This window comes from Staphylococcus sp. GDY8P45P (assembly GCF_017892745.1).
Taxonomy (GTDB): domain Bacteria; phylum Bacillota; class Bacilli; order Staphylococcales; family Staphylococcaceae; genus Staphylococcus; species Staphylococcus cohnii.
The window spans coordinates 60,805-77,668 of sequence record NZ_JAESLS010000008.1 but is presented as its reverse complement, the minus strand read 5'-3'; the positions used below and the strand labels follow the sequence as shown (position 1 = coordinate 77,668).

Here is a 16,864-nt window from a genome sequence, read left to right as displayed (position 1 = left end):
CCTGATCTAGTCTTTCATTAACTTTTGAAAAGTCACTAATAACTCATCCATCGCTTCTTGTTGTTCACCTTGATTTACTTTATCCATGATACAACTTTTCATATGATGATCCAACAGTTTCGTAGCAACACTGTTAAGTGCTGATCTTGTTGCTCTTATTTGTGTAAGTACATCATCACAATATACATCTTCATCTACCATACGATTGATTGCTCTCACTTGTCCTTCAATGCGGTTCAAACGAGATTTTAAATTTGATTTAATTTGTTCAGAATGATGCGCTTTTTGCAATTCGGCCATGGTTCAACGCCTCCTCTTAATATAGTTTTTATAATATACCCCTATCAGGTATTAGTCAAGTGATAAAAACGTGGTACCATGTTACAATGATTAAGAATTTATCAATTGTAAATTAATTGAATAGCAATTTGGAGGTTTAATATGATAGATATTTTTGCTATAACTTACAACCATACGAACGTCATCATTAATGTCATTCTGATTGGCGCATTTATATTAAACCTAATCTTTGCATTTACAATTATCTTTATGGAGCGACGATCTGCAGGTTCTGTTTGGGCATGGATATTGGTTTTGGGTCTTATACCTATTTTAGGTTTTATCGTATATTTACTTTTTGGTCGCCAAATCCAACGAGAACATATCTTTAGTTTAGATGAAGAAGATAAAGTCGGCATTGAAATGATTGTAAATGAACAACTAGAAGCCTTGAAAAATGACGACTTTTCTAAAGGCAATCATCAGATCGTGAAATTTAAAGATATGGTGCAAATGTTATTGTATAATAATGCGGCTTTCTTAACTACTGATAATGATATAACCATTTTTGTAGATGGAAAAGAAAAATTTGATTCACTCATTGAAGATATATATAATGCCAAAGATTATATACATATTCAATACTATATTTTCCGTAATGATCATTTAGGAAAACGAATATTGACAGCATTAGAACATAAGCTTAATGAAGGTGTCGAAGTGAAAATGCTTTATGATGATATGGGCTCTAGAGGTTTATCAATTAAAGACTTTAAAGCTTTTAGAAAAAAAGGTGGACTCGTAGAAGCATTCTTCCCTTCTAAATTACCATTAATCAATTTGAGAATGAACAACCGTAATCATAGAAAAATTGTTGTTATCGATGGACATATCGGTTACGTAGGTGGTTTTAACGTCGGTGACGAATATTTGGGACTTAAGAAAAAGTTTGGCTATTGGAGAGATACACATCTCCGTATTGTTGGTGATGCTGTTAACGCTTTACAACTACGCTTTATGCTAGACTGGAACTCACACTCAACACGTGATAACTTAAAATATGAAGAACGCTATTTCCCAGATGTAGATTCAGGTGGCACAACCGGTGTACAAATTGCTTCAAGTGGTCCTGATGAAACGTGGGAACAGATAAAATACGGTTATTTAAAAATGATTGCTTCTGCAAAGCATTCTATTTATATACAATCGCCATATTTTATACCCGACCAAGCATTTCTAGACGCTGTTAAAATTGCGTCATTAGGTGGCGTGAATGTTAATATCATGATACCCAATAAACCGGACCATCCTTTTGTTTATTGGGCAACATACAATAACGTTGCTTCTTTATTAGATGCTGGTGTGAATATTTTCCACTACAATAACGGGTTCTTACATTCTAAAACTCTTGTGATTGACGATGAAGTTGCCAGTGTTGGTACAACAAATATGGATCACCGTAGCTTCACATTAAACTTTGAGATAAATGCATTTATCTATGACACACATATAGCTAAAGCTTTAAGAGTGGCTTTTGAAAATGATTTAAACGTTTCTTATAGACTAACGAAAGCATTATATGAACAGAGAAGTTTATGGGTCAAATTTAAAGAAGGCATCTCAAGATTATTATCCCCTATTTTATAGAATAATTAGTAGTCCGAGGCTTATCATATGTCTCGGACATTTTTAATCTTAGTAATTGTACGTGTCTAAAATATGTTTCTTTATATATGAATTTTTAAAGTATATACATACTTTTGGGTCATTCTTATGTATCCATACGGCGTTTTATCTTAGAAAATCTTAAAAATTTTGATTTTTTCTCACTACTTGAACATATTAAAATATTTTTCAAAAATATTTTAACCTCAAATTTTATTTACTAATTTAATTTTCTCAAAATGGAGGCAATTTTATATGACGGATAATGACATAATCTCTAAAGCACAAGACTATATGACATCTTTTCACTGTGATGATACAACTGGACATGATGTTGCACATGTAAAACGTGTTACAAGATTGGCAAAATATATTGCTATGAATGAACAACAAGGTCATTTACTCACCATTCAGTTAGCAAGTATTTTACATGACACCATAGACGAAAAACTTACCAATACCAAAGAAGCAAAAATAAAATTAGTACAATTTCTTAATCATTTGGAACTTGATTTTACGGTACAACAAAATATATTACATATCATTGAACATATAAGTTATAAAAATGGTAAGAATGATCATATTCAATTGTCAATTGAAGGACAAATAGTTCGTGATGCAGATCGTTTAGATGCTATTGGTGCAATTGGTATAGCACGCACGTTTCAATTTGCAGGTTATTTCGGTGAACCTATGTGGATTGAGCATCAATCCTATAACATAGATGAATCTAATCAACCATATTTTGATTGGGAGCCTTCTGCAATTAAACACTTTTATGAAAAATTATTTAAACTTAAATCTCTTATGCATACTAAAACTGCAAAAAATTTGGCACAACAACGCCATGAATATATGAAAAATTATGTAGATACTTTTTTTAAAGAATGGTATTTTTAAAATTTTAATAATGGTAGTTACAGATTGACTTTTAAAATGTGATGGTTCATTAACTATCGAAATTAAATTACATTTATTTAAAATAAACAGAAGATATTGGGACATAAATTCCAGAAAAATAGCACTCAGATGATTTTTTTAATTCATCTAAGTGCTTCTTTTTATTCCATACTCCGTATTGTTAGCTCGCTTTCTGAGGGAACAGATTCAGCCAGTAGTCTTCAGCTTGTCCTATTCCCTCAAGCGTTCCGCCAAAATACGTCGCATTTATATGTATTTATCACGACATGTTAATGAAATCTTTGAGACAATCCCTAAAAATGTACTTGATGAATGTAAACATCATTGTAGTGCTACATCATATCAAAATGATGTTAAAAATTATTCTATATATTTACTCACGATCCGTATGCTTTGGTAGTAAAATAGAAAAACTACTTTATAATCGTATCCGAATGATATGGCTGTCACAAAATCAAACACAAAATGAAAAAGGCAATTTCTATATTATTTCAATAGAAATTGCCTTTTTTCACTTGTCCGAGAACTTTATGTCTCAGACGCTTCTTATGCTTTATACCTGCTATTTATTATGTACCAGGCTTGTCATTTTAATTAATGATATGACGCACTATTTCTTTTTAGATTTCTTAGGAGCTACTTGTGTATTCTTACCTTTGCTAGGTTTATCAGAATCATTATTCTTCATTGCTTCAATCATTGGAGCAACTTCCTTTTTAGCAAGGTTAGAATAATACATGTTGGCAACTTGAGTTTGTACAATCAAGAATGCCGCACTGACTGACCAATAAAGACCTAATGCAGATGCAGAACTTAAAGAAATCCAAACAATCATAATTGGAGAAATAATCATCATCATATATCCCATTTGACGTTGTTCATTCGGCATACTCTTACTTGATACATATGCTTGTAAGAAGTATAAAATACCAGCGATAACTGTAATCCAAATATCAGGTTGTGCCAAATTGAACCATAAGAAATTTGGGTGTTCAGTAAATCCACCACTTGAAGGGTATTTTAATACGAAGAATAAGCCCATAATGATTGGCATTTGAATTAAGATTGGTAAACAACCTAACATGCTCTTCATTGGATTCATATCGTATTTTTTATATACTTCCATCATTTCTTGGTTTGCAGCCATTTTTTCTTCTTGCGTTCTTGAACGCTTAACTTTTTCTTGAACTGCATCGATATCTGGTTTTGCAACCTTCATCTTTTCTCGCATCATATGACTATTTTTATAGTTTGATAACATGAAAGGCAATAATACAACACGTATTGCCAATACAAGTACTACTATTGCTAAACCATAATCATTGTTAAAACTTGTTCCCAACCAATGAATTAATTTGTCCATCGGTTCTACAAACGTATTAAAGAAAAATCCATCTCTATTTTCAGGTTTAGAATAGTCACAGCCTGCTAATAAGACCATTACACCTAATAATAAAGGTAGTAGCGCTTTCTTTTTCATTTTTCCACCTCTAATGATATATTCACATAAAATTTATTTTATCATACTCAAAGGAAAGTAGAAAACAAAAAAAGAAATTTTCCGCATTATTCAACAGTTTGTAAAAATTGTTGTACAGTTTCTGGGATATTTGAACTTTTCGCGATGGCTGAAATAATTGATAATCCATCTGCACCATGATTCATAATTATTTCAGCATTTTTTGTATGAATACCTCCAATTGCAACGATTGGAAAACCTTGAACTTTAGTTCTTAATGTTTGAATCATTTCCGGCCCTACTGGAGCTTTAGCATCTGATTTCGATCCAGTATGATACATCGGTCCAACACCGATATAATCAACGTTGGATAAGTCAGATGCTTGATATTCTTCTAAATCACTTACACTAAGTCCTATTATTTTATCGGTAAATGCACTAGCGAATACATCAACATTTGCATCATTTTGTCCTACATGTATTCCATCTGCATCTATAGCATTTGCTAAGTCTACATCATCATTAACAATAAAAGGAACACTGTAACTTTTACATAAAGAGAATAACTTTTGTGCAAGCTCTATTTTAGCATTTCCAGTTAATGAGCCCTCTCCTTTTTCTCGAAATTGAAACATTGTAATCCCAGATTCTAAAGCTTCAGTCACAACATCTATGATTGATTTGTTCTTTGGTATATCTTGTGTTCCACAAATAAAATATAGCTTTAAATACTCTTTATTAAACATAGTTACACCTCTTGCTTATTATGATATTGTAGATATGTTTCAAAAGTAATGTTGTATAATGCATTTAATAACTCCACTTTAAAAGTACCAGGTCCTGCTGAAATTTGTTCAGCTTGTTCAGCAGCGATATTATATATAGATACCGCTTCTATTAATGCATTTATAGATGGATCTTCTGATTCAACAAAACTTGCAACTATAGCTCCTAATAAACAACCAGCACCAGTTATTTTTGCCAACAATGAAGATCCGTTAGATAGTTTAAATATGCGTTCATTTTGAGCAATGACATCCTCTTTGCCAGTGATAACAATCGACGTATTAAAATGTTCATATGCCTCATTTGCAATCGATACTGAATCTAAACTATTATCACTATCAGTTCCTTTCATTTTTGTATCACTGTTAATTAACGTTAAAATTTCAGAAGCATTACCTTTAATAACAGTAACTTTTATTTCATTCAGAAATCTTTTGCAAAAATCTTTGCGATATTGTGAAGCACCTACAGCAACAGGATCAAATATAATCGGTTTGCCAAGTTGATTCGCTGTTTTTGCGATTTTAAAAATATCTTGTTCTCTTTCTTTTGTTAACGTACCGATATTTATTAACAATGCTTTTGCAGCTGTCAGCATATCATATGCTTCTTCAGGTGCCTCACTCATTGCTGGACTAGCACCAAGACTTAACAAACCATTCGCAGTAAAATTTTTCACTACATCATTCGTATAACATATTACAAGCGGTTGATCCGCTCTTAATTTTTCCAAATTATTCATCATCTAAACCAACTTCCTTCATATATGCAAAATGGTTTACTGGTCCTCTACCAAAACCAATTTCAGGTGTATGTTTAATACTAAGAGAAATAAATTTTTTTGCTTTTTGAACTGCATCAAACATAGATTTCCCTTTAGCTAACTCTGCGGTAATAACGGCTGAAAAAGTACATCCAGTACCATGTGTATGTTTGGTATCATATCTTGGTTCTTCAAAAGTATACACATCATCTTGTGTAAATAAATAATCTATAGATTTATTTTCATCATTTGAATGCCCACCTTTTATAACTACACCTTTGCTACCAATTTCATTGATAAATATATTACCAGCTTGATAAATCGATTGTTGATCATTAATAGTAATGCCTGTGATTTCCTCAGCTTCTGGTAAATTAGGTGTCGCTATTGTAGCATAAGGCAATAAAATATTTTGTAAGTTAGCTTTGGCATCATCATCCATTAGTGAATCACCACTTTTCGCTAACATAACCGGATCAATTACATAAGGAATATCATCATATTTTTTTAAATATGGTTGAATAATCTCCATCATTTCTTTTGATGCAATCATACCAGTTTTCAAAGCATGTGGCAGTTCATCGGAAAATACACTTTCCATTTGCTCTTCTAACCATGTTGAATCTAGATTATGAATGTGCTGTACGCCTTTTGTATTTTGTGCCACAATACTAGTTATTGCGGCCATACCATATACACCACATGCATGAAATGATTTCAAATCTGCCATGACACCTGCGCCACCTGTAGGGTCTGTTCCTGCAATCGTTAATGCTATTTTAGGTTTATTCATTTGTTTGACCTCCATATAACCAATTTTCTTGTATATAAGCCATATTAAAGAAATTTCGTTCATGTATCGTACTTTGTAAGAAACAAGATTTTATTGCCTCTTTTTCTTCAACAGAAATATTTTGAGTTAACCGGTCCATTAAACCATCGAAGATATTTACTAATTCATCCATTTCTGTACTATAAAATTCAAACCATTTTGATAAAATTGAGTCTTTATTTAATTCATTATCTTTCAATGCTTCTTTAGCAATCACCTGATACACATACGGACATGGTGCCATTGCTGCAATTGTATATGCTGCATTTTCTTTTGAATAAGCATTGAAATACATATGTTTGATATAATGGTCTCCACTTGGTGGCCAAACTTTTTCTTGGACGATTTCATCATAGTTTTCTTGTACGTATGCTGCTAATATTTCATGTGCTTCTACTTCACCATCAACTATAAATTGAATTTGTTCTACTAAAAATTGGACTTCTTCCAATCTATTCATTTTTGGTATTAGCAATGCATATATATTTGCAAATTCTTTTAAATACGAAGCATCTGCTCTTAAGTAAAATTTCAAAGCTTCGTTAGAAATCGTACCGTGTAACATTTCTTGAATAAATGAATCATTATAAATATCCTCAATAATTGGTTTTGAAGCTTCTTTTAATTCCTGTGAAAATAACAAATTTAGCCCTCCTAATTAAAAAACTACATCCCCGTAGGAATGTAGTTTATTAATAAATATATTAGAGCAATTTTCCAAATATTAATGAACGCTACTTTCCTACGTTGGTCTTAACCAAATCAGGTTATAAGGGTCTGAATTTCTCATCTCAGCCATAAGGCTCCCCTAGTAGTTTTTATAATGTATTTATATAAAACATATCAAAGTATACCACCTATTGCAATAAAATGAGTTATATCAACTATGACCATTTGAAAAATATTTAACAAAAGAGCATTCATGGTATGAATTTTCTCCAAACATTTATACAGAAATATGATTATATTACCACTTATATACTTCCGATATTTACGATAGAAAAAAATGAGTTAGTCTCTAAGTTTACCTGCATTATTTCCTATATAATAAAAAAAGCTAAGACAATTAAATTGTCTTAGCTTTGTATAATAATATATTACATTATTGTTATATTATGCAGTAACCCATTGTGAAGCGCCAACTTCGTCATATAATTTTTGAGCTGCAGCATCTTGAACTGATTCTGGTGCGTTAGCTGCTGGTTGACCTTGATATTCAGCTGGAGCTACTGAATCCCATGTACTTTGTAAGAATTGGAACTTACCTGAAGCACCTGATGATGGATTTGTAGCATGAATATCGCCACCTGATTCACGTTGCGCGATTTGTTGTAAGTGTGCATTCACACCTGATGAACTATTTGAAGCTTCATTTGAACTTGATGATTGAGTTGAAGCTTTTGTAGTTGCTTCTTGTTGTGGTTGTTGTGTTTGTTCAGTTTGTGGAGCAGCTTGTTGAGCTGGTTGCTCAGTTTGTGCTTCTTGTGCTGGTTGTTCAGTTTGTGTTTGTTGAGGTTGTTCAACAGAAGTTGTTTGTTCTGATGAAACATCTTCACTAGAACCTCCACCAAAACTCCATGACCATGTTTGGCCATCTGATTCAAAATTATAGTTTGTACCATTGAAATCAAAATTATAGTTATATGCACCCTCTTGTACAGGTGATGCATTTAATTGTTCTGGATTAGATTGTGCTAAGTTTGCTAATTCTGCTTTGTCAACACCTTGTTCAGCTGCGTCTGCTGAGTTTCCTGCTGCGAATCCTGTTACGCCTAAGCCTACTGCTAATGTTGAAGCTAATACTGTTTTTTTCATTTTTAAAAATTCCTCCTATAAGGTAAATAATTTTTTCGTTATGATTAATTTGCAAGTACAACTATAACATCTAAAAAACAGTAGCAGGTTACAGCCAAATAAAAAAGTACACCTTTTCTTTACACGGGGATTACATTTTCAAAATAGTATAAAAGCATAACTTTTCACTTTAAAAACTGCTATGAAAGTTTATATTAGTAATAATAAAAAGTATGTTGTGTAATGATATTGTAATTTATCTGATTATTCTGCATTATATTAGTATGAATTTTGGCTTTTTTAATAATGGATATGTTTGCCATATAGTATGTATATTAGCTATTCCTATTGAATCATTTTTGAGTTAATAGGAATAGCCTGATAGAAGTATAATTAAATAGTAGGATTAAATGTATATTAGATTTGATGGGTTAAATTAATGGGGAGTTGGAAATGCCTGAAACTTTATACAATTTCATAAATATCGTTTTCCTCTAAATGAAATTTATTAATAAGTTCTTGATTTGGGACTATTGGAAGTGGGTCAAAAAGTGCTTCATCTTCATTTTTAGAGCGTGGGGACATAAATTTAATAGTTTCAATAAAAACTTCTGATACAAAATGCATCTGTCCTTCTTTTTCAAATTTTCTCGATTGCATTTGTCCAGTTATACCAACTAATGAGCCTTGATTGATATATTTTTCGACATTATTAGCAATTTTTCCGAATGCTTTACAGAATAAATAATCACAAATATCTTTTTGATTTTTATCTTTATAATTTCTTGAAACAGCTACGCAAAATGTAGCTAGTTTATTTCCCTCCTTATCATAAATTTTAGGGTCTTTTGTTAGTCTCCCTACAATGACAATACTGTTAATCATATGTCACCTCCTTTATAAGCTAATCATAAAAAATTCACATGATTCCGTCAAAACACATTTTTTAAAATTTAAAATAGTAATCGAATACTTATTTCTACTTTTTTCACCTTTCTCATAGAAAATTACGTTATAATAATAATATAAATGCATTTTTTGTAGAGTTTAAATTAATTAAATGGATGTGAGACGATGAAAACATTTAAAGCCGTTCGATTTCAAATCGTATCAGAGAATGGTGGCGTGACTGAGTACGAATTAGAAGATGGTGTCATTATCAATAAGGAAAACAGTGGCACTGGCTGGTTGCTTGAAATCGTCATTTCAGATTATCACTATGAAACTATGAAAGCATATATGGAAAACGAGACATTATTAGACATACGTGTCGTTATCACTAGACCTGCTAACGATCCAGCTTTGTTTGATGCAACCATTAAACATATCATTCAATTAGAAGACACAATTTCTGTTGTTTGTGAATGTCATATTTACACATTGAGACAAGTTTACGCTGAAAGTTTATTAGAACAATTAATAGATGAAGGTTTAACTGGCGACGACTTGAAGAAATCATTTAATAGATTGATGCAATCTAAACCAAGACTTAAAGATGAAAAAATTGATAAATAAAAAATAGTGTTACATTCTGTTGAAAACAGTCTGTAACACTATTTTTATATACTATTTATCTTGCAAAGCAAATGTTAACTCACAACTACATGCTAATTGTCCATCAACTGTTGCTTTAGCACTACCCTTACCTATAGGACCTCTGAGCTTCGTTATTTCAACTTCTAAGCGCAAAGTATCTCCAGGGGTTACTTGTTTTTTAAAACGACATTTATCGATACCAGCAAATAGTGCAAGTTTACCTTTATTTGCTTCACTATTTAACATAGCAACTGCACCTGTTTGGGCTAAAGCTTCAGTAATTAATACACCAGGCATTACAGCATATTCTGGAAAATGACCTTGAAAGAATGGTTCATTACCTGAAACTTGCTTAATGGCCACACATCGTTGACCTTCATCGTATTCTACGACACGATCAATTAATAAAAATGGTTGCCTATGTGGAATAATCTCTTTTATTTGGTTGTAGTCAAAAATTGTTTCCATAATTTGCTTCCTCCAACTATACTTCTATCTATTTCCAATTTATTAATATATTATAACATTAATCTTGTGTTCTTTTGATATCAGCACCTAATGCTTTTAATTTACCATGTAAATCAACATATCCTCTGTCTAAGTGTTTTAATTCAGTAACATATGTTGTACCTTCAGCCACTAAGCCTGCTAAAATCAGTGCTGCTGCAGCACGTAAATCTGTTGCTTTAACTTGAGCACCTTGAAGTTCACTTTTACCTTCAATTTTTGCACTTCTACCTTCTACAGTGATTTTAGCATTCATTCTTTTAAATTCACCGACATGCATAAATCTATTTTCAAACACAGTTTCAGTTACTACTTTGTGCCCTTTTGCAGTTAATAATAACGCCATCATTTGTGATTGCATATCTGTAGGGAAACCAGGATGCGGAAGAGTTTTGATATCTATTGGTTTCAATTCGTTTTCGGCACTTACACGAATTGCATCATCAAAATATTCTAGATTAACTCCCATTTCTTCTAGTTTATAAACTAAGCTCGTCATATGTTCTTTGATTGCACCGTTTACTAAAACATTTCCTCTTGTAATTGCACCGGCAATTAATAATGTACCTGCTTCTATTCTATCAGGTATAATTGAATGCTCAACGCCATATAAAGCTTCAACGCCTTCAATCGTGATCGTGTCCGTACCGGCTCCTAATACATTTCCACCCATTTCATTGATATAATTAGCCAAATCAACGATTTCTGGTTCTCGTGCGACGTTTTCTAAAACAGTTTTACCATCAGCTAAAGAAGCTGCCATTATAATATTTTGTGTCGCACCTACGCTAGGAAAATCTAAGTGAATCGTTGTACCTTTCAATCCATTAGTTGTGTTTGCGTATATAAAACCACCATCCATATGGATTTCTGCACCAAGCTCTTCAAAACCTTTAATATGCTGTTCAATCGGTCTAGAACCAATAGCGCAACCACCAGGCAAAGCCACTTTGGCATGACCTAATCGTGCCAATAATGGGCCCATAACAAGAATACTTGCTCTCATCTTACTTACATATTCATATGGTGCTTCTTCATTTAATTGTTTCGTTGCATCTACTGTAACTTCTTCTTGCTCTTTATTATAAGAAACATCAGCATTTAATGTTGATATTACATTATTAATTGTTTCTACGTCACTAAGTGCTGGTACATTTTTTAACTTGCTCACGCCTTTTGATGCTAATAGTGATGCTGTCAATACTGGTAATACTGCATTTTTTGCACCTGAAACTTTCACTTCACCAGTTAATTTTTTACCACCATTAATTTCTATCTTATCCATCTTAAATCCTCCACTTAACTACTTATAAATTGCCTTTAATTTTCAATCAAACTTACTACTAAATTATATCGATAATCATGCGTAATATACAATTATTTGAATTATTGTGCCAAATATTTTATTTGTGTAGAAAATTGTAACAAATCTACAATAAAATTGCTGACTGAAGTCCCGATTAATATTGCTAAAAATATCATACAAATTTGAACTTGTACTGGAAAACCTTTTTTAAAAAATTGTTCCAATCTCACTGCATTCAATGCCCAATAGGCAATGCAAATACAAAGGACATGTAAGATGAGATGTACAATTGAAAACTGTCCCAAATATTCCATAATTATTCTCCTTGCTAAACACTATTTATATATTTTACACGAAACACTATGCAAAAGATACTTAATAATGAGATAACTGACATTTAAATAATAAAGCGTCAATTTAGTATTATTTTCCCATTATATATGACATATATGCATAACAATTAAAATTAAATACTTTTAATTATTTTAGTCATTTATCAATTATTTTCTTCCTTTATAAATGATTATGAAAAATCATATGTAAATGTAAGTCTTCATAAAAATATTTTAATATAGTAAATACAAGCTATTACTTAAATCAATATGTCATTGATAATCATACGCTAAAATTTTGATTTTAACATGTCTTAATCAAAAAATAGAAAAAAGTCGACAAAGTTTTATACTTTGTCGACTTTTTTGATAAACATAATAGAATATCTTATATTCATTATTGTAATTGAGCGACACGAAGACGGTTATTAGCACGATCTAATGCGCGTTTGGCTCTATTTATGTCACTGCTATCTTCTTCATTGTTTAAATGAGATTCTGCTCTTGATTTTGCTAATTCTGCTCTAGCGACATCAATTTCATTCGCAGGCTCTGCAGTTTGAACAATGATTGATAATTTATCTTGTCTTACTTCAACAAAACCTTCACTCACTGCAATATATTCTGAACCACCGTCAAAATTAATTTTGGCATAGCCAATTTCAAGTGCTGCAACTGTTGGAATATGTCCATACATGACACCGATTTCTCCAGCAGTAGTTTGTAATACTGCAAGAGTGACATCTTCTCGGTCGTAAACAGAACCATTAGGAGTGACAATATTTAGGCTTAATGTATTCATTATCCATACCTCCTAATTTTAAACTTCAACACCCATATCTTTAGCTTTTTCAATTACTTCATCCATACTTCCAACTAGACGGAATGCGTCTTCTGGAATATGATCGTAATCACCATTTAATATTGCTTTGAAGCCTTCTACTGTTTTTTGAACAGACACATAAGATCCTTTTTGGCCAGTAAATTGTTCAGCAACGTGGAAGTTTTGTGATAAGAAGAACTGAATACGACGTGCGCGTTCTACAGTTTGTTTATCTTCTTCAGAAAGTTCATCCATACCTAAAATAGCTATAATATCTTGTAACTCTCTATATTTTTGTAAAGTAGATTGTACTTCACGTGCTACTTCATAATGTTCTTGGCCAACAATTGATGGGTCAAGCGCTCTAGAAGTAGATGCTAAAGGATCAACTGCAGGATAAATACCCATTTCAGTTAATTTACGTTCTAAGTTTGTAGTTGAATCTAAGTGGGCAAATACTGCAGCTGGTGCTGGGTCAGTATAATCATCGGCTGGTACGAATACCGCTTGAATTGATGTTACAGAACCTTTAGTTGTAGAAGTAATACGTTCTTGTAATTGTCCCATTTCAGTTGCTAACGTTGGCTGGTAACCAACAGCTGAAGGCATACGACCTAATAACGCAGAAACTTCTGAACCAGCTTGTGTAAATCTAAAGATGTTATCTATGAATAATAGAACATCTTGTCCTTGTTCATCACGGAAATATTCAGCCATAGTTAAACCAGAAAGTGCTACTCGCATACGCGCACCAGGTGGTTCGTTCATTTGTCCAAATACCATTGCTGTCTTTTTAATAACACCACTATCACTCATTTCAAAGTATAGGTCATTACCTTCACGAGTACGTTCACCTACACCAGCAAATACTGATATACCGCCGTGCTCTTGAGCGATATTATTGATTAATTCTTGAATTAATACGGTTTTACCAACACCGGCACCACCGAATAATCCAACTTTACCACCTTTAATATATGGTGCTAATAAATCAATGACTTTGATACCTGTTTCTAAAATTTCAACTTTAGTAGATAACTGATCAAATGCAGGTGCTTCTCTATGAATTGGATCACGACGCACTGAGTCATCTATGTTTTCATCTAAATCTATCGTATCACCTAATACATTAAATACTCTACCTAATGTTTCATTACCAACTGGTACGCTAATACTATTTCCGCTATCTCTAACTTCTGTACCACGTTTAACACCATCAGTTGAATCCATTGCGATTGTTCGTACTACGTCATCGCCAAGTTGTAATGCAACTTCTAACGTTAATTCAACATTACCTTCTTCTCTTTCTATATCGAGAACTAAGGCATTATTAATTTCTGGAACTTCATTGTGCTCAAAGCGAACATCAATTACTGGACCCATAACTTGTGTTACACGGCCTAATCCCATGCTATTTTCCTCCTTTAATCATTATTCAAGTGCAACTGCGCCACCAACGATTTCAGTAATTTGTTGAGTGATTGCTGCTTGTCTCGCTCTGTTATACTCGATAGATAAATCATCAATGATATCTGTCGCATTATCAGATGCATTTTTCATAGCCGTCATACGTGTAGCATGTTCACTTGCTTTTGCATCTAAAATCGTTCCATATATTAAACTTTCAACATATTGAGGTAAAATAACACTTAATATTGCTTCTTTGTCTGGTTCAAATTCATATGAAGACATTTGACCATGTCCTAAGCTTGAATCTTCAGGAGACAATGGAAGCACAGTTTTCATCGAAGGTGTGTTTTCTAAAACACTTACGAAGTGACTGTAATAAATTTTTACCTCATCCACAATCTCGTCGTTATACAAATCTATTGCTTTTTTAGCAATTGCTTGTATCTCTTTAAATGAAGGTTGATCAGGAACTTCTGTTAAAGAATCATGAATCTCATATCCTTTATTTTTAAGAAAATCAACACCTGTTTGACCTAAAACTAAGATGGAATATTCATCACTACTACTATGTTTGCGTTCAATATCTTTCATCAGATGTTTCAATACATTTGCATTGTATGCACCTGCAAGGCCTTGGTCACTAGTAATTACGATATAACCACTTTTCTTCACTTCTCGCTGTTGTAACATTGGATGATGTGAATTTTTGTCCGCACCAGCAACGGCTGTAATTGCATCTTGCATTTTAGCCATATATGGTCTGAATTGATTCGTGTTTTTTTCAGCACGACGCAATTTCGAACTAGAAACCATGTTCATTGCTTTCGTAATCTGTTTCATCTTTTTTATTGATTTTATTCGTGTATCGATTTCTTTAAGAGATGCCATTATCTCACCACCTTTTATCTACATTAACTATTATGCTTCCTCTGATTTGCTAAAACTCTTCTTGAATTCATTGATTGCTGATTCAAATGATTCATCATTAGGTAAAGCACCCGTCGTTTTGATTTCATTTAATAAATCAGATGCATTCGATTTAGCCCATTGATTCAACTCGTCTTCAAAACGCGTAATATCAACTACTGGGATATCATCTAAATGTCCTTTTGTTAAAGCATAAATAATTAAAACTTGATTTTCTACAGGTAGTGGTTTGTTTTTATCTTGTTTTAATATTTCAACTGTACGTTTACCACGTTCTAATTTTTTAGCAGTAAATTCATCTAAATCAGACCCAAATTGCGCGAATGATTCTAATTCACGATATGATGCTAAATCTAGACGTAAAGTTCCGGCAACTTTTTTCATTGCTTTAATTTGTGCAGAACCACCAACACGTGATACTGATTGTCCTGCATTAATCGCTGGTCTAACACCAGAGAAGAATAAGTCAGATTGCAAGAATATTTGTCCATCTGTAATAGAAATTACGTTTGTAGGAACATAAGCAGCAATATCGCCTGCTTGTGTCTCAATAATAGGTAACGCTGTGATTGAACCGCCACCTAAATCATCATTTAATTTAGCTGCTCTCTCTAATAATCTACTATGTAAGTAGAATACGTCACCAGGATAAGCTTCACGACCTGGAGGTCTACGTAATAATAGTGATAATTCACGGTAAGCTGCAGCTTGTTTTGTTAAATCATCATAAACGATTAAAACATCTTTGCCAGCAAACATGAATTCTTCAGCCATTGCTACACCAGAATATGGCGAGATGTAAAGCATAGGTGCTGGATCTGCTGCTGAAGCAGAAACAACAATTGTATAATCTAATGCACCTTCTTGACGTAATTTTTCAACATTTGCTCGAACCGTTGAGTCTTTTTGTCCGATAGCAACGTATATACAAATTGTATCTTGATCTCTTTGGTTCAAAATTGTATCAATGGCAACCGTTGTTTTACCTGTTTGACGGTCACCGATAATTAATTCACGCTGCCCACGACCAATTGGTACAAGTGCATCAATTGCTTTGATACCTGTTTGTAATGGTTCATCTACAGATTTACGATCCATTACACCAGTTGCTTTCTTCTCTACAGGACGTGTTTTTGTAGTATTGATTGGTCCTTGACCATCAATTGCTTGTCCTAATGGGTTAACGACACGACCAAGTAACTCCTCACCAACTGGAACTTCCATGATACGTCCAGTTCGTTTTACTTCGTCTCCCTCTTTTATATCCGCGTAAGGGCCTAAAATTACTACACCGACATTGGATTCTTCTAAGTTTTGTGCTAAACCTAGAACGCCGTTATTAAATTCAATAAGCTCACCAGCCATAACGTCATTTAATCCGTGGATTAAAGCGATACCATCACCAATTTGCAGAACTGTACCTACATCAGTAACAGCCATTTCTGACTCATAATTTTCTATTTGTGAGCGAAGTAATGCACTGATTTCTTCAGCTTTAATGGCCATCTATGTCACTCCTTCAAT

At 32.9% G+C, this 16,864-nt stretch carries 18 protein-coding genes, 1 pseudogene and 1 riboswitch; of the genes and pseudogenes, 4 read left to right on the top strand and 15 right to left on the bottom strand.

Translation table 11 applies throughout. The features are described from left to right. Nucleotides 1-6 precede the first annotated feature (6 nt). Nucleotides 7-300, bottom strand: coding sequence for a copper-sensing transcriptional repressor CsoR (csoR, locus tag KA873_RS09735; protein ID WP_107384549.1), 294 nt, complete (start codon nucleotides 298-300; stop codon nucleotides 7-9). A 141-nt stretch (nucleotides 301-441) separates the two neighbouring features. On the opposite strand from csoR, the gene cls reads away from it, so the two are divergent. The 3 genes and pseudogenes from cls to KA873_RS13600 form a co-directional block, all read left to right on the top strand. Beyond that, a complete protein-coding gene (cls, locus tag KA873_RS09730; protein WP_107504822.1) occupies nucleotides 442-1,926 on the top strand; it encodes a cardiolipin synthase in 1,485 nt (494 codons plus the stop codon). A gap of 273 nt (nucleotides 1,927-2,199) precedes the next feature. Beyond that, the gene (locus tag KA873_RS09725) at nucleotides 2,200-2,844 is read left to right on the top strand and encodes an HD domain-containing protein (RefSeq protein ID WP_107504821.1); all 645 of its coding nucleotides are present in this window, start codon (nucleotides 2,200-2,202) and stop codon (nucleotides 2,842-2,844) included. 277 nt (nucleotides 2,845-3,121) lie between these two features. After that, a pseudogene (locus KA873_RS13600) lies at nucleotides 3,122-3,338 on the top strand (transposase); the annotation flags it as partial. Nucleotides 3,339-3,475: 137 nt separating this feature from the next. Here KA873_RS13600 and yidC read toward each other — a convergent pair. The 7 genes from yidC to KA873_RS09690 all read right to left on the bottom strand — a co-directional run bounded on the left by yidC (nucleotide 3,476) and on the right by KA873_RS09690 (nucleotide 9,384). After that, a complete protein-coding gene (gene yidC / locus KA873_RS09720; RefSeq protein WP_107504819.1) occupies nucleotides 3,476-4,345 on the bottom strand; it encodes a membrane protein insertase YidC in 870 nt (289 codons plus the stop codon). 86 nt (nucleotides 4,346-4,431) lie between these two features. After that, nucleotides 4,432-5,070 (bottom strand): thiamine phosphate synthase, encoded by a 639-nt coding sequence (gene thiE / locus KA873_RS09715; protein ID WP_107504818.1) that lies wholly within the window; start codon nucleotides 5,068-5,070, stop codon nucleotides 4,432-4,434. Between the two features lie 2 nt (nucleotides 5,071-5,072). Beyond that, nucleotides 5,073-5,852: a hydroxyethylthiazole kinase gene (gene thiM, locus KA873_RS09710; protein ID WP_182467395.1), complete on the bottom strand. Its 780-nt coding sequence runs from the start codon at nucleotides 5,850-5,852 to the stop codon at nucleotides 5,073-5,075. Then, the gene (gene thiD / locus KA873_RS09705) at nucleotides 5,845-6,666 is read right to left on the bottom strand and encodes a bifunctional hydroxymethylpyrimidine kinase/phosphomethylpyrimidine kinase (protein WP_107504816.1); all 822 of its coding nucleotides are present in this window, start codon (nucleotides 6,664-6,666) and stop codon (nucleotides 5,845-5,847) included. Before thiD ends, thiM begins: the two co-directional genes overlap by 8 nt. After that, nucleotides 6,659-7,348, bottom strand: a complete 690-nt coding sequence (tenA, locus tag KA873_RS09700) for a thiaminase II (RefSeq protein ID WP_107385185.1) — start codon at nucleotides 7,346-7,348, stop codon at nucleotides 6,659-6,661. The genes thiD and tenA overlap by 8 nt, the downstream gene beginning before the upstream one ends. A 79-nt stretch (nucleotides 7,349-7,427) precedes the next feature. Beyond that, a riboswitch (TPP riboswitch) is annotated at nucleotides 7,428-7,525 on the bottom strand. A gap of 293 nt (nucleotides 7,526-7,818) precedes the next feature. Further along, nucleotides 7,819-8,520 carry a transglycosylase family protein gene (locus KA873_RS09695; RefSeq protein ID WP_107504815.1) on the bottom strand — a complete coding sequence of 234 codons (702 nt, stop codon included), beginning with the start codon at nucleotides 8,518-8,520 and terminating at the stop codon, nucleotides 7,819-7,821. A 444-nt stretch (nucleotides 8,521-8,964) separates the two neighbouring features. Beyond that, nucleotides 8,965-9,384 carry a single-stranded DNA-binding protein gene (locus tag KA873_RS09690; RefSeq protein WP_107386673.1) on the bottom strand — a complete coding sequence of 140 codons (420 nt, stop codon included), beginning with the start codon at nucleotides 9,382-9,384 and terminating at the stop codon, nucleotides 8,965-8,967. A 189-nt stretch (nucleotides 9,385-9,573) separates the two neighbouring features. On the opposite strand from KA873_RS09690, the gene KA873_RS09685 reads away from it, so the two are divergent. After that, a complete protein-coding gene (locus tag KA873_RS09685) occupies nucleotides 9,574-10,014 on the top strand; it encodes a YwpF-like family protein (protein ID WP_019468307.1) in 441 nt (146 codons plus the stop codon). Between the two features lie 51 nt (nucleotides 10,015-10,065). Here KA873_RS09685 and fabZ read toward each other — a convergent pair whose 3' ends face one another. From fabZ to atpA, 7 genes are all read right to left on the bottom strand, one after another. Beyond that, a complete protein-coding gene (gene fabZ, locus KA873_RS09680; RefSeq protein WP_046207765.1) occupies nucleotides 10,066-10,503 on the bottom strand; it encodes a 3-hydroxyacyl-ACP dehydratase FabZ in 438 nt (145 codons plus the stop codon). 58 nt (nucleotides 10,504-10,561) lie between these two features. Continuing rightward, a complete protein-coding gene (gene murA, locus KA873_RS09675; protein WP_107385330.1) occupies nucleotides 10,562-11,827 on the bottom strand; it encodes a UDP-N-acetylglucosamine 1-carboxyvinyltransferase in 1,266 nt (421 codons plus the stop codon). A 101-nt stretch (nucleotides 11,828-11,928) separates the two neighbouring features. Then, nucleotides 11,929-12,162 carry a DUF1146 family protein gene (locus KA873_RS09670; RefSeq protein ID WP_019468304.1) on the bottom strand — a complete coding sequence of 78 codons (234 nt, stop codon included), beginning with the start codon at nucleotides 12,160-12,162 and terminating at the stop codon, nucleotides 11,929-11,931. Between the two features lie 415 nt (nucleotides 12,163-12,577). Continuing rightward, entirely contained in the window at nucleotides 12,578-12,982 is a 405-nt protein-coding gene (locus tag KA873_RS09665) for a F0F1 ATP synthase subunit epsilon (RefSeq protein ID WP_019468303.1), read from the bottom strand. Between the two features lie 18 nt (nucleotides 12,983-13,000). Beyond that, nucleotides 13,001-14,413 carry a F0F1 ATP synthase subunit beta gene (atpD, locus tag KA873_RS09660; protein ID WP_107384837.1) on the bottom strand — a complete coding sequence of 471 codons (1,413 nt, stop codon included), beginning with the start codon at nucleotides 14,411-14,413 and terminating at the stop codon, nucleotides 13,001-13,003. Between the two features lie 21 nt (nucleotides 14,414-14,434). After that, nucleotides 14,435-15,301 (bottom strand): ATP synthase F1 subunit gamma, encoded by an 867-nt coding sequence (atpG, locus tag KA873_RS09655; protein ID WP_210140276.1) that lies wholly within the window; start codon nucleotides 15,299-15,301, stop codon nucleotides 14,435-14,437. Between the two features lie 30 nt (nucleotides 15,302-15,331). Continuing rightward, complete coding sequence (gene atpA, locus KA873_RS09650; protein WP_107384839.1) at nucleotides 15,332-16,846, bottom strand: F0F1 ATP synthase subunit alpha; 1,515 nt, start codon at nucleotides 16,844-16,846, stop codon at nucleotides 15,332-15,334. Between the last annotated feature and the right edge of the window lie 18 nt (nucleotides 16,847-16,864).

Excerpts from the sequence above, each read along its gene's own strand:
- atpA (WP_107384839.1), bottom strand. The coding sequence starts at position 16,846 with ATGGCCATTAAAGCTGAAGAAATCAGTGCATTACTTCGCTCACAAATA.
- cls (WP_107504822.1), top strand. The coding sequence starts at position 442 with ATGATAGATATTTTTGCTATAACTTACAACCATACGAACGTCATCATT.
- KA873_RS09670 (WP_019468304.1), bottom strand. The coding sequence starts at position 12,162 with ATGGAATATTTGGGACAGTTTTCAATTGTACATCTCATCTTACATGTC.
- KA873_RS09685 (WP_019468307.1), top strand. The coding sequence starts at position 9,574 with ATGAAAACATTTAAAGCCGTTCGATTTCAAATCGTATCAGAGAATGGT.
- murA (WP_107385330.1), bottom strand. The coding sequence starts at position 11,827 with ATGGATAAGATAGAAATTAATGGTGGTAAAAAATTAACTGGTGAAGTG.
- KA873_RS09690 (WP_107386673.1), bottom strand. The coding sequence starts at position 9,384 with ATGATTAACAGTATTGTCATTGTAGGGAGACTAACAAAAGACCCTAAA.
- thiM (WP_182467395.1), bottom strand. The coding sequence starts at position 5,852 with ATGAATAATTTGGAAAAATTAAGAGCGGATCAACCGCTTGTAATATGT.
- atpG (WP_210140276.1), bottom strand. The coding sequence starts at position 15,301 with ATGGCATCTCTTAAAGAAATCGATACACGAATAAAATCAATAAAAAAG.
- thiD (WP_107504816.1), bottom strand. The coding sequence starts at position 6,666 with ATGAATAAACCTAAAATAGCATTAACGATTGCAGGAACAGACCCTACA.
- fabZ (WP_046207765.1), bottom strand. The coding sequence starts at position 10,503 with ATGGAAACAATTTTTGACTACAACCAAATAAAAGAGATTATTCCACAT.
- atpD (WP_107384837.1), bottom strand. The coding sequence starts at position 14,413 with ATGGGATTAGGCCGTGTAACACAAGTTATGGGTCCAGTAATTGATGTT.
- thiE (WP_107504818.1), bottom strand. The coding sequence starts at position 5,070 with ATGTTTAATAAAGAGTATTTAAAGCTATATTTTATTTGTGGAACACAA.
- KA873_RS09695 (WP_107504815.1), bottom strand. The coding sequence starts at position 8,520 with ATGAAAAAAACAGTATTAGCTTCAACATTAGCAGTAGGCTTAGGCGTA.
- csoR (WP_107384549.1), bottom strand. The coding sequence starts at position 300 with ATGGCCGAATTGCAAAAAGCGCATCATTCTGAACAAATTAAATCAAAT.
- yidC (WP_107504819.1), bottom strand. The coding sequence starts at position 4,345 with ATGAAAAAGAAAGCGCTACTACCTTTATTATTAGGTGTAATGGTCTTA.
- KA873_RS09665 (WP_019468303.1), bottom strand. The coding sequence starts at position 12,982 with ATGAATACATTAAGCCTAAATATTGTCACTCCTAATGGTTCTGTTTAC.
- KA873_RS09725 (WP_107504821.1), top strand. The coding sequence starts at position 2,200 with ATGACGGATAATGACATAATCTCTAAAGCACAAGACTATATGACATCT.